Annotated in this window: 7 protein-coding genes; 4 read left to right on the top strand and 3 right to left on the bottom strand. The window is 52.9% G+C overall.

Annotated elements, in window-relative coordinates:
- Positions 1-11: 11 nt before the first annotated feature.
- A complete protein-coding gene (locus tag ABDW13_RS00090) occupies positions 12-1,169 on the bottom strand; it encodes an alpha-hydroxy acid oxidase (RefSeq protein WP_343550333.1) in 1,158 nt (385 codons plus the stop codon).
- Between the two features lie 147 nt (positions 1,170-1,316).
- Positions 1,317-2,660, bottom strand: coding sequence for an MFS transporter (locus ABDW13_RS00085; protein WP_343550332.1), 1,344 nt, complete (start codon positions 2,658-2,660; stop codon positions 1,317-1,319).
- Positions 2,661-3,203: 543 nt separating this feature from the next.
- Between ABDW13_RS00085 and ABDW13_RS00080 the strand changes: the two genes are divergently transcribed.
- The 4 genes from ABDW13_RS00080 (at position 3,204) to ABDW13_RS00065 (ending at position 12,787) form a co-directional block, all read left to right on the top strand.
- A complete protein-coding gene (locus ABDW13_RS00080; protein ID WP_343550331.1) occupies positions 3,204-9,113 on the top strand; it encodes an autotransporter outer membrane beta-barrel domain-containing protein in 5,910 nt (1,969 codons plus the stop codon).
- Between the two features lie 270 nt (positions 9,114-9,383).
- Positions 9,384-10,829, top strand: a complete 1,446-nt coding sequence (locus tag ABDW13_RS00075; RefSeq protein ID WP_343550330.1) for a sugar porter family MFS transporter — start codon at positions 9,384-9,386, stop codon at positions 10,827-10,829.
- Positions 10,830-10,944: 115 nt separating this feature from the next.
- Positions 10,945-11,766, top strand: a complete 822-nt coding sequence (locus tag ABDW13_RS00070; RefSeq protein ID WP_343550329.1) for a TIM barrel protein — start codon at positions 10,945-10,947, stop codon at positions 11,764-11,766.
- Positions 11,767-11,776: 10 nt separating this feature from the next.
- A complete protein-coding gene (locus tag ABDW13_RS00065; RefSeq protein WP_343550328.1) occupies positions 11,777-12,787 on the top strand; it encodes a Gfo/Idh/MocA family oxidoreductase in 1,011 nt (336 codons plus the stop codon).
- A 42-nt stretch (positions 12,788-12,829) separates the two neighbouring features.
- On the opposite strand, the gene ABDW13_RS00060 is transcribed toward ABDW13_RS00065, so the two are convergent.
- Positions 12,830-13,933 carry an NADH:flavin oxidoreductase/NADH oxidase gene (locus tag ABDW13_RS00060; protein ID WP_343550327.1) on the bottom strand — a complete coding sequence of 368 codons (1,104 nt, stop codon included), beginning with the start codon at positions 13,931-13,933 and terminating at the stop codon, positions 12,830-12,832.
- Between the last annotated feature and the right edge of the window lie 97 nt (positions 13,934-14,030).

Raw genomic sequence — 14,030 nt, 5'->3', positions numbered from 1 at the left:
GCGTGACATTGTCACGCAATTAACCGCAGATATTTCTCGCCCAAATGCGCCAGCGATGGCGCACCTAACATGCCTAAATCCCGGCTCACTTCACTGTTTATCAAATCAATCGCCAGATTCACGCCCGCCGCGCCGCCGACAGCGCAGGCATAATTAAACGGCCTGCCGACAAAACAAGCTTGCGCACCCAAGGCAATGGCCTTGATCGCATCGGTGCCACGTCGAATGCCGCTATCAAACATCACCGTCATATCGCCCGCAGCCTCGACGATTTCCGGCAGCACATAAATCGGCGGAATCACCGTGTCGAGTTGGCGACCGCCATGATTGGACACCACAATGCCGTCAATGCCGATGGCTTTACAGCGCAGCGCATCGTTGCGGCTGAGAATGCCTTTAATCACCATCGCGCCGGTCCAGCGCGCACGAATATGCTCGATATGTCGCCAGGTCAGATGGCTGCGACCGCTGAAATCGCGTACCGCATTTTTCGAAAACAGCGGCGCACCGCGCTGCGCGTTGTTGTTCTCAAAATGGGGCATGCCACTTTTAAGAAGCGTTCGCATTAAGGTGCCGCTTAACCAGCGTGGATGGGTGATGCCTTGCCATGCCAAACGTAAGCTGGGACGAAACGGTGTGGCAAATCCAGCACGCTGATTATTCTCGCGATTGGCTTTGACCGGCGTATCCACCGTAATCACCAGCACCGGAATCGCCGCGCGTTTGACCCGATCAATCAACGCATCGATCTCTGCCAAAGTCTTGGGTAGATAGGCTTGAAACCACATGTTGGGATTGACCTGAGCGACATCTTCCAGCCGCGTCAATGACGATCCGCTCATGATAAACGGCACGTTTTTATCTCGCGCCGCACCCGCCAGCGTATTGTCGCCATCAAAACCGGTTAACGCCGAGATCCCCATGGGTGCGATGCCAACAGGCGCAGCATAACGATGACCGAACAGCTCAACTTCAATATCGCGCTGCGATACATCCACCATATTTTCAGGAATCAGGCTGTAACGTGCATAAGATGCCAGCGTGTTCTGCAGTGCAACATTGTCTTCGACGCCGCCAGAAACATAAGCGAACAGCGGATGCGGCAGGTGATTTCGGGCGTATTTTTCGAAGTCATTTAATGAAAGACAACGCGAATGCATGTTGCGCATGATGATGGCGATCCGATTCGGCGGGAAGTGCAGGAGAAAATGATGAAAATCATGCTATTGCATTGGCTTCAATTCGCAAATCCATAAATCGGCAATGCTAATGCGTTAAATGCATAAGAGCGGCGGATTGCCGCTCTGGTTAAAAAATCAATGTTGCTGCCATTCGTGGTATTCGCCATTGCGGCGACGTGGCGCGGTTTCTGGCAGTCGCAGCAAGCCAATAACCGAAATCACGCCCAGCACCGCGACATACAGCGCCAGGCCGTACCAATGTCCATCGGTCATTTGCAGGATTTTCACCGCCACCAAACCCAACACGCCACTGCCAATCAGCGAACCGACTTGCCATATAACCGCAATGCCGCTGCAACGAATATGCGTAGGAAACAGCTCCGGGAACCAGGACGCTTGCGGCGCATAACACATGCTGTGTCCAAGCGTTAACGCCACAATCATGGCGATTTGCGTCAGCCAATAGCTGTTTTGCTGCAAGGCGAGGAAGAACGGCACAATGGCGAGGACAATCAACAGTGCGCCCATCATGTAAACCGGTTTGCGGCCAATTCTGTCGGATAACGCGCCCATCAGTGGAATGGAAAACACTTCAAGAATCACCGCGACGATCATGCTGTTCATCAAAATGCCGGCATCGAGATTATTGGCTTTGCCCCACGCCAAAATAATCACCGTGAACAGCGCGAAAGCGCAGGCCTCAATCAGCTTCGCGGCAACGCCGTTGATTACCAAACGCGGGTTACCACGAATCACCTCTTTCAGTGGGCGAGATTCAGCCGCTTTGGTTTCACGAATTGCGGCAAACACCGGCGATTCATCAATGCGTAAGCGGATGAATAGGCCAACAATCACCAGCACTGCGCTTAACAAAAACGGCACGCGCCAGCCCCAAGCCATCATTTGATCGGCTGAAAGCGTGGCATTCAACACCGCAAACAGCGCCAGCGGCAGCAGAAAGCCGACGGGCGCACCAATTTGCACCCAACTGGCGAAAAAACCGCGCCGTGATGCTTGCGAATACTCCGCGGTCATCAATACCGCGCCCGCCTGTTCACCGCCGACGCCAAAGCCTTGCAGCAAACGAATCAGAATCAGCAAAATCGGCGCCCAGATACCGATTTTTTCGTAAGTCGGCAGCAGGCCAATGCAGAAAGTACCGAGTCCAACAATCAAAATGGTCGCCACCAAGGCTTTTTTGCGTCCCACTTTATCGCCGATATGGCCAAACACGATGCCGCCAATCGGACGCGCCAGAAAGCCAACCGCATAGGTGGCAAAGGCGGCGAGGGTGCTGATCAACGGATCGTGGCTGGGAAAGAACAGATGACCGAAAAACAGCACCGCCGCGGTGCCGTAGGCAAAGAAGTCGTAATACTCTGCTGCGGTGCCGATAGCAGAAGCACTCGCCACGCGTTTAATCAGTGAAGTGTTATCTTTCTCGGTGACTGACGTCTGGGTCATGGTGGAGGAAGCCATTGCGAATCCCTGTAGAATAATTGTTAGACTACCATACAAGGATGTTTAAGCCGTTGTTGCGAAAATGATCACAGAATGGATGCGATTACGCTGGCGCGAAAACCCAGGATTGATTACCGATTTATTTATACCTGCAAGGTCGTCATTCGTTCTTATTATATGCCTGTAAGGTCGCCATTCATGGTGACCCTTTTAATACAAATATCAATAATAGATGGCGCTAATTAACCAATCTCGGATTATGCAACAAGCAATTTTTCAATTAACTCTGGCGCTACTTATTTATCTATTCGTTTGATTTGAAAATACTTCAACGATTAATCGGCAATTTATTTAATGTTGTATCGCAAGGGTTAATTCTTAATTTGACTTAATCAACGCTTAATTCTTTTACCCCATCTAGACGTTTTCTTTACAAAGTGTTGTGATATCTCAACACAGCACATCATGTATTTCCTGATTTTCACACTCACTTTTCTAAAACGTCATGCCTGGCGGCGCTTCGCCATGCGGAAAAAAACTATTTTCTCTCTGGAGGAAAGGATGTCGTTCAAACTAAAACCGCTTGTGATCAGTCTATTGGCCGCGCAGGGCTTGATGTATCCAGCATTACCCACCTGGGCTGCCGTTATTCAACCTTTTACCCCGGAAAAGAACGACAACAAAGTCGGTGTATTTTGCGTATGTAATGGCAGCACGCAATCTTTAACCGGGCTGCCACAATTCGAACCGGGAAAAAGCGGAGCGGTAGCAACCACAATAGGTCAGTTACAAGATGAAGGGCGTATTTTTACCGACAGCTTGACCGGCAGAGAACGGCTTTCATTGGGCACACAAAATTATGATGTTTTAATTTCTGATGTGGCGAATGGGCTTTATAGCCATTATTCCACTTACGATACCGCGGCATTAAGTAATCTGGCACCGATTAGTCTTAATCAAGCTGTGACGGATTATGAAGATGTTGGCGATCAACAATATATTAATGCTCGCGTAGCGTCGGTGAGCAACGGCACGATTAATGTTCAGCTCGGTACGCCAGGCGCATCCACCACTGAAAATGGCTGGGAAATGGCCGCCAAACAAAGCCGACTGTTTACTGCCATTGGCAGCGGCAACATGAATTGGGATGGGGATAATCGCATTGATTTTACCGCCATTCAGGCACCCAATGGCGCGCGTTGGGCGTTCAGTGATGACCAATTAGTCACATACAGCGGCGCTTTTAGCGTCACCACCAAAGATGGCAACGTCAGCCAATTTAACGTCACCAACCTCAGCCAACTGCAACAATACAATGATTGGCTCATCGGCCAATTGCAGAGCGCCAATCTCGATCCCGCCAGCTATAACAGCGAATTCGACAAAGCCTTCAGCTTCACCACCGGCAGCGTAGTCTGGGCACTGAGCTTGCGCGATCCTGACGATGAAGTGCTGCTGCCGATAGGTGATCGCATTGTACTGAGCGCGGATGGATCGCAAGCCAGCGCGACGATCAATGCGGGTAAAACGCTGGAAGTGGCAAACGCCAGCGGTGGCGCGATGCGAGCCGATAACGGTGCCATCGCCACCATCAATGGCAAATTATCCAGCACCGGAACGCGCACCACCGACAACGATGCGCTGGTGTTAACCAACGGTAGCACCGGCATCAATAACGGCGTGATCAATGGCGGGTTCTTCAATAATGCCGACGGCAGCGGCGTTGATAGCAGCACATTGGGTTACAACGCCGCCACGGTGGATGTGAGTAACAGTCGCTTTACCAACAATGGCGTACTCAACCACGCATTCTCTGATAACTCCAGCGCGATCAGCGTGCAGGATGGCAGTGCGGTTAATAACGGTACTCTCAATTTGGGTGTCACGGACACCATTGGCAGCGGCAGCAGTTCGGGCGTGGTGTTAGGCGGCACCACGTCGAGTTTCACCAACAATGGCACGATTTACATCGGGCGCACGCCGCAAAACACTCAGACCGATGCCACTAACGACGTGGCGATCAATCAAAGCGGCGGCACCAGCGCCATTTCCCAGCTGTTCGATTCCAGCGTGGTCAACAACGGCGATATCGTAATTGGATCGTTAACGCAAAATGCCAGCGCCATGCGCGTGGCCAGCGCGCCGGATGCCACCACGCTGAACAACGGGGTGATTGACGTCAATGGTCGCGCGCAGTTTAAACCGGCGGAAAATATCGCCATGCAGGTGATCGATTCCGGCAGCGGCGGCAACGTGGGCAACGCCGGGATCATCAATCTTAATGGCGATAACAGCACCGGCCTGAAAGTCACTGCCAGCGCAGGCAACAGCGCGCATGCGTGGTCAAGCGGCGCGATTAACGTTAATGGCAACGCCGACAACTTCAACGGCACGCGCAACACCGCCGTGTGGGTTAACGGTGTTGATGGCGGCGCGGCGTCGGCGGATCTCAGTGGGCCGATCAATCTTGACGGTGACGCGGCAATCGGCATTCGCGCAGAAGGCAATGCCACCGTCAATGTGGCGCAAAGCGCGGTGCCAAATTCGGGTAGCGGGCAATATCAGATCAACTTCCTGACCATCGGCCCGGATGCCAAAATCAATCTGCCGAGCAATGGCAGTTATGGCGTTTCCGGTTGGTACTCGACCATATTCCGTATGCAGGATGGCGCTGATTTTGATGGCAGCGGCATGACGCTGACGCCAAATGCCTCTTTCTCAACTGGCGTGATGGGCAGCGGCGCAGGCACCGACATCAACACTCACGGTGCAACCCTGAATATTGGCGGCTATTCCACTGGCGTTGTCGTCGAAGGCGGCGCGCAGGGCACCATTGATGCGGCGACGCAGCTCAACTTTACCGGTTCTGGTGCGACGGCGGCGTTAGTAGATGGCAATAAGCATGATCTTACTGGCTTTATCACCAATGGCATTGCTTTCCCTTATAGCAACACCAGCATGACGAACCACGCCGATATCAACAGCGACTTTGGCGGGCAAATCGGCTTGGTGGCACAAAATCAGGCGCAGTTGGTGAACACCGGCAACATCACGCTGGGTGGCGAAAATGCCTTTGGTATTCAATCGATTTGGGGCGCGAATGTTACCAACAGCGGCACGATTAGCGTCACCAATGGCAGCAGCGCGCTGTACGCGCAAGGCTTCAATTTCAGCGGCGACGGCATTACGCCTGCCACCATTAACAACAGCGGCACGCTGAATGTCACCGCGGGCAATGCGCCAGATTACGCACCGACCGACGGTATTTTGGCGATTGGCGATCGGGTGCAGATCAACCAAAACGGCACCATTAATCTTTACGGCAGCAACGCCGTTGCGGTGGAACTGTTGAGTGGTGCCGGTCTGAATCTGGGCGAAAACAGCAAGGTGGTTTTCCATGATGCCAATCAGGTTGGCTATCTCTCTACCGATGCCAGCTCGAACATTGTCTCCAACGGCGGTGAAACGGATGTCAGCACTGAAGGATCAACCCTGTATCGTTTAGGCGCGGGCACCATTTTCTATCCGCTGCAACCGGCCAATATCACCTTAAGTGGGGCGAACACCACCGGTATCGATGCCACTGGCGTGGGCACCACGCTGTTTGGCACCGATCAATACACTGTGACCGGTAACGGCGCGACGGCGGTGCGAGCGAGCGATGGCGCTTACGGCATTGTCAATAATGCCATTACTTTGAGCGGTGCCAACAGCGTCGGTGCGGCTACTGATAGCGGCGGTGCGGTGCTTTACGTCACTGCACCGATTACCGGCTTAGGTGACAACGTCACGGCATTGAGCAGCGGCAATGGCGCTAGCATCCAGAATTCAAGCAGCATTGACCTTACGGGCAGCAATAACATCGGTGCGCGACTCTATTACGGCGGCAATCTGGTTAACCGCGGCAATATCCATGTCGCCAATGGCGTGGGTGTGGATGTCAGCAATGGCTACGGCCAATACACGCAAATGAGCGGTCAATTGCAGGTCGATAGCGGGATTGCTGCCATGCGCGTCGGTCAGGGCGGCGTATTGAATATTGTGGGCGATGGGCAAGGTGATAACTATAACAGCTACTCCAGCACTATTTTTGCCAGTGGCAATGCCGACGCGGTATTGCTAGATAATGGGGCGAACGGCTTCAGTGCCGATCACGCCGTACTCAGTGCTTACCACGGTAACGTGATCAACAACCGCGCCGAAATCAGCAACATTTCACTGCAACGCGTACGTCTGGATATCAATGGCGGCAACGCGATTCGTTCAGCCACCTCTTTTGATCCCAACGGCAGCGCCTACATCGGCGTCTCGGAAGGTACCGGCTATCTGTTCGAAAACGAGGATGGTTCGACCACCAGCAATGATTTGCTGATCGGACCGAATTATTATTTCTTCATTACCGGCCCGAATAGCACCGGTGTGCGCGCCAACACCACCGGGCGCGTCATCAACCAAGGCACCTTAGCGGTGTACAACCAGGATGGCATGACCGGCGGGTCGGCGATTGTCACCAGTACCGCCAGCGAAGTGATCAACCAGGGCAGCATTATTTCGCTCAGCACCCAATCGCCAATCATTGATTTGCGCGGCGGGCAAACGGTGTTTATCAACCAGGGCAATATCAGCGCGCCTTTCCCGGAAACGGTAATTGTGGCAGGCGGCGCGAGTAACGATCAGTTCGCCTTGCTGTCCGGTAATGTGCTGGGCGACGTCAATACCGGCAACGGTAACGACACGCTGCAACTCTCTGGCGGCACCATTAACGGTAGCTTGACGATGGGTACCGGTAATAATCAGGCGCTGGTCGAAAACGTGAGCCTGGCGAATACGCGCCATATCACTACCGAGAATGGCGCTGGCAGCACCCTGAGTTTTAACGAGATCAACGCGCGTGGCGGTTCGCTGGCAGCGGATGATCTCAGCAAAGGTACTAACCTCGGCGGTGGCTGGAGCACCATCAACTTCTACAACACACAATGGACGTTAACCGATAACCTCAAGTTGGCGCACAGCACCATCAATATTGATAGCGGATCAACGCTGTTTGTCGGCGATGGCGTAAATCCGTTGCTCAGCGGTGCCAGCGACGGTTCGCTGGTGGTGAATAATGCCGGTACGTTGGATCTCACTAACGGCAGCGGCGCGCCAGGCAACACGCTCACGGTTGACGGTGATTTAAATTCCACCGGCGGCCACGTAAAACTCAACACCCAAATTGCCGCAGGCGGTAGCAGCGATCGTCTCCAAGTCAACGGCAATACCAGCGGCACTACGCTGCTGGACGTCACGCCATTGGTTGGCAGCGCGGCAATCATTACGCCAGATCAAGGCATTGCGCTGGCGCAAGTGACAGGAAACGCCAGCGCCAACAGCTTCGCGTTGAGCAATGGCTATGTGGCCAGCGGTCCGTGGCAATACGGCATCTACGGCACGCAAAGTGGCTCGGCGTGGGATTATCGCCTGGCAAACAATTTTGTGACTGATGCGGCGGGCAACCTTGAACGGCCGAAAGTGACGCCGCAGATGCCATCGTATATCTCCGCGCCGGTCGGTTTGGCCTACTACAACATGGCGGTGATGGACGATCTGCATAAGCGTCTGGGGGAACTGCGCGCAGATGACAGCAACGGCAGCGGCGAGATGTTTATTCGCTACCTCGGTTCAAACCTCAAGTACAAATCCAATCGCGAGCAAAGCCAATACGGTTATGACTTTGACCTCGATTACAGCGCGGTACAGCTCGGCGGCAATCTGCTGCATCTGCAAGGCGAAACCGACAGCCTGCGTGCGGGCGTTGCCTACACACGCGGTAATGCGCGCATTCGTCCGCAAGCGGTAGATGGCTACAGCTCAACCAGCTTCGATAACGATACCTTCTCGCTCTACGCCACCTGGCTGCGCGACAGCGGCTTCTACGTCGATGGTGCGCTGTCATTTGATTGGCATCGCGGCGATACCGATATTGCGCGCCAGAAAGAAGTCGGTCATCTGAAAGGCAACGGTTGGGGTGCGTCGGTAGAGAGTGGTTATCCGTGGCAGTTTGCCAACGGCATTCGCCTCGAACCGCAGGCGCAGTTGATGTACCTGCAACTGAATATGGATGATGTCGTCGATCGTGATAACACGCGCGTGACGTGGGGTGATTACAATCAAACCATTGGTCGCGTCGGTGCACGCCTGGATCGCACCTGGCAGGATCCGGCCGGTCAGCAGTATACGCCGTATCTGCGCACCAGCTATACGCGCGGTTGGGGCGGTTCTGCTACCACGCGTGCCAGCGCCAATGGCTCGTCGGATAGCGTGAGCTTCGATAGCGGTAAATTCGGGCAAATGTGGGATGTTGGCATTGGTGGCACCGCAACCTTGAAAAGCGATGTCTCGCTGTACGCTGAAGCGGATTATCGCCAGGAAATTGACGGCAATGGCACCAAAGGTTGGCGCTATAACGCCGGCGTGCGCTGGATGTTTTAATTAACCCATCTCAGATTAATCGTAGGGTCGCCATTTTTGGCGACCTTTTTATTTCAGTAATTTAATAATCTCCCGCGATCGCCATTATCCCACTATTAATTAACCCCATCCTGATGTAATTCCATCAAAACAAAAACACTAAACGGCTTGATCTCACAATTCGAAAAACAAATTTCAATTAATAATTAACATGAAATAAAAACACCGTTAGCGTGAACTTTCTGTTTTGTTCTGCCGTATTTCCTTAAGCGTTTTATACCAGGAGGTATTATGGAAAGAGAACTTTATATATCCACCAACACCGCGTCGGGGCCGAATAGCACCACGCGTACCGAACCCTTCGTTAAAATTATTGCGCTGGTCGCCACGCTCGGTGGATTACTGTTTGGTTACGATACCGGCGTGGTTTCCGGTGCATTGCTGTTTATGCGCGGCGACCTACAACTCACGCCGTTTACCACCGGCTTAGTGACCAGTTCATTACTGTTCGGTGCCGCCTTTGGAGCGTTGCTCGCCGGACATTTTGCCGACGCCATGGGACGTCGCAAGATCATTATTTCGCTGGCATTTATCTTTGCGCTAGGCGCTATCGGTTCCGCTTTCGCTCCTGATGTCATTACGATGATTGCCTCGCGTTTATTCCTTGGTATCGCAGTGGGCGGAGCAGCCGCCACCGTACCGGTGTATATCGCGGAAATCGCACCTGCCAACAAACGCGGCCAATTGGTGACGCTACAAGAGTTGATGATCGTTTCAGGTCAATTACTGGCTTACGTTTCTAACGCCACCTTCAATGAAATTTGGGGCGGCGAACATACCTGGCGCTGGATGATTGCCATCTCCACTGTACCCGCAGTGCTGCTGTGGTTTGGCATGATCTTTATGCCGGAAAGTCCACGCTGGCATGTGATGCGTGGCAATACCCAGGACGCGCGCAAAGTACTGGAGAAAACCCGTGCGGCGGATGACGTCGATTGGGAACTGGAGGAGATTGAAGAAACCATCGAAGAGAACCGGCAAAAGGGCAAAGGTCGCCTGCGCGATTTGCGCACGCCGTGGCTGCGCAAAGTATTTCTGCTCGGTATTGGTATTGCCGCCATTCAGCAATTAACCGGCGTTAATACCATCATGTATTACGCGCCCACCATGCTGACCGCTACAGGGTTGAGCAACGATGCCGCGCTGTTTGCCACTATCGCTAACGGCGTGATTTCGGTGTTGATGACATTAGTCGGGATTTGGATGATTGGCAAAATTGGCCGCCGCCCGCTGGTATTGGTCGGTCAAATGGGCTGCACCGCCTGTTTATTCTTCATCGCGGCGGTGTGCTTTTTCATGCCGGAATATCTTCAAGCTGGCGAAGTGAACTTACTGCGCGCCTATCTGGTGTTGGCGGGCATGTTGATGTTCTTGTGTTTCCAGCAAGGCGCGTTATCGCCGGTTACGTGGCTGCTGTTATCTGAAATATTCCCGGCGAGGATGCGTGGCATTTGCATGGGCGGCGCGGTGTTCGCGTTGTGGATGGCAAACTTCGCCATTTCCATGGCATTTCCGCTTTTGCTGGCGGCATTTGGTTTAGCTGGCGCGTTCTTAACTTTCGCGGTGATCGGCATCGGCGGTTCGATGTTTGTCCTGCGCACTATCCCGGAAACTAAAGGCCGCAGCCTCGAACAGGTCGAGCATTATTTCTATGAACTGTATAACGGCAAACCCTGATGTAAATCACTCAAGGTTCCGGCAGAGCAAGCAAAAAAGATAGCTTACTATCACGCCATATTCACGCGTCACAACAAAACAGAACATCCTTAACCCTATATTTCAGGATAGCACCATGACGTATAAAATAAGCCATGATCGTCTCTGCGTTAATCGTAAAATTGCACCGAATCTCAGCATTGAACAATTTTTCAATCTGATTGAAAAGCTGGGGTTAAATAAAGTTGAAATACGCAACGATATGAAAAGTGGCCGCGTAAGCGATAATTTAACCGGTGAAGACGTGCGCCATTTAGCCGCGCAACACGCATTCACCATTGAAACCATTAATGCGGTTTATCCGTTTAATCAATTAACCGATGAAGTATTGGAAAAAACGCGCGGATTATTACAAGACGCACGAGCAACCGGCGCTAAAGCTTTAGTGCTTTGCCCTTTAAATGACGGAACGGTTATTTCCAATCAGCAAACGGAAGCCGCACTAAAAACCCTGGCTCCGCTGTTTGCCGAATACGGCATCTTGGGGCTGGTGGAGCCGCTTGGCTTCCCGCAAAGCTCGTTACGCTCGGCAGCACTGGCGCAGCAGTTGATTCAACAAGCGGGTGCACCGTTCAAAATCGTGTTGGATACCTTTCACCACCATTTATACGAAGGCGCGGAACAGGATTTCGCTGGCGGCGTGGATGTGCAAAACATCGGCCTGGTGCATTTATCCGGCGTAACCGATACGCGTCCAACCGCGCAATTAACTGATGAAGAACGCATCATGCTCAGCGCCGATGATCTGCTGCGATCGAAGCAGCAAGTGCAGCGTTTAGAGGAGATGGGCTATCGCGGCATCTATGCCTTTGAACCGTTTTCTTCCGTGATGGATGCATGGAGCGAAGATGACATCGCCCGTGAAATCCAATCCAGCATTGCTTACCTGAACAACTAAGGAACACTCCATGACGCTCAATATCGGTGTAATTGGCACGGGCGCGATCGGTCGCGAACACATTCGTCGTTGCAGCAAAGTGCTGCAACATTCTCGCGTAGTGGCGCTGAATGATATCAACCGCGCTAACTGCGAACAGATCATCAACGATCTTGGCATTCAGGCCGAGATCTACGACAACGCGCATGACCTGATCAATGCGCCAGAAGTACAGGCTATTCTGGTGACTTCATGGGGGCCGACGCACGAAGAGTTCGTGCTGGCGGCCATCAACGCCGGTAAAGCGGTATTCTGCGAGAAGCCGCTGGCGGTAACCGCGCAAGGCTGCATGAACATTGTGCAAGCCGAAATCGCCGCTGGTAAAAAGTTGGTGCAGGTTGGCTTTATGCGCCCGTACGACAGCGGTTATCGTGCGCTGAAAGCAGTGATTGATAACGGTGAGATCGGCGAGCCGCTGATGCTGCATTGCGCGCACCGCAATCCTGAAGTGGGTGATTCGTACACCACCGATATGGCGATCACCGATACGCTGATCCATGAATTGGATGTGCTGCGCTGGCTGCTGCAAGATGATTACGTTAGCGCGCAGGTGATTTATCCACGCAAAACGCGCAAAGCATCTTCACATCTGAAAGATCCGCAAATTGTGCTGCTGGAAACCGCTAAAGGCGTGCGCATTGATGTGGAAATCTTCGTTAACTGTGCCTACGGCTACGATATTCAGTGCCAGGTGGTTGGCGAAACCGGCATCGCTAATCTACCTGAACCGATGTCAGTGCAAACGCGCAGCGCGGCGAAACTCTCAACCAGCATTTTAATTGATTGGAAGAAGCGCTTTATCGATGCGTATGACGTTGAATTGCAGGATTTCATCAATAACGTGTTGTCGGGTGAAATGACCGGTCCATCAGCGTGGGACGGCTATGCTGCGGCAGTTGCCGCCGATGCGTGCGTCGCTGCGCAGAATTCGGGCGTGATTGAGGCGATCAATATGCCAGTGAAGCCGGCGTTTTATCAGTGATTGCAAAACGGTGCGCATGGACGCGCACCGTTTTGCGCCGTACTAGCGCTTATTGCTTACCAATGTGCCTTTCAAACCGTGTGGCTCTGAACGCAGATATTGCGGCGGCACTTGCACCTGAGCATTAAGTTCAGCGGCTGCCTGCCACGGCCAGTGCGGGGTATATAATACCGCACGCGCCAGTGCGATGATGTCGGCATCACCCTCCTGCAACGCTTTTTCAGCCTGCTGTGCTTCGGTAATCAAACCCACGCCAATCACTGGCATCTTCACCTGCTGGCGGATTTCACGCGCAAACGGCAATTGATAGCCCGGACCGACACTAATTTTCTGCTGCGCGTCAAGGCCGCCGCTCGATACATGCACATAATCACATCCCGCCGCTTCCAATTTTTGGCTAAAGGCAACGGATTGCTCTACATCCCAACCGCCGTCAACCCAATCCGTGGCCGAAAGTCGTACGCCAACCGCGATGGAATGCGGCAATGCCTCACGCACCGCGTTAAACACTTCCAACGGGAAACGCAGACGATTTTCCAGCGAGCCGCCGTACTCATCATCACGTTGATTGCTCAACGGTGAGAGGAATTGATGGAGTAAATAACCGTGCGCAGCGTGTAACTCAATCAGTTGAATGCCTAAACGCTCGGCGCGTTTGGCGCTGGCGACAAAGGCTTGCTTCAAACGCTGCAAATCCTGTTTTTCTAAGGCTACTGGCGGGCGGTCTTCAGCATTAAAGGCGAGGGCGGAAGGCGCAACAGTTTGCCAGCCACCTTGTTCAAGTGGCAATTGATGACCACCTTGCCACGGCGCAGCGCAGGATGCTTTGCGTCCGGCGTGACCAAGTTGGATGCCAATCGGCATGTTTGAGTATTGGCGAATGTCCTGCAAAACCGTTGCGAGCGCTGATTCGGTTTCATCATTCCACAAACCTAAATCGCCTGGAGAAATACGCCCCTCGGCTTCAACGGCGGTTGCTTCGATGATCAGCAAACCCGCGCCAGAAAGCGCCAGTTGGCCTAAATGAATGCGATGCCAGGCGCTGGCTTTACCGTCTTGCGCAGAGTATTGGCACATCGGAGCGATCACGATGCGATTGTCGAGGGTTAACTTACCCAGTTGCGTGGCACTAAACAGTAAACTCATTGAAACCTCATGATTAATAGTTGAGTGCGAAAATCGGTCACCATAAATGGCGCCCGCTAAATTGTAGAGTGCGATGAGTTTGAATGTTATAGAAAAG

The organism is Pantoea sp. (genome assembly GCF_039594315.1).
GTDB lineage: Bacteria > Pseudomonadota > Gammaproteobacteria > Enterobacterales > Enterobacteriaceae > Pantoea.
This window is presented reverse-complemented; position numbering and strand designations above follow the sequence as displayed.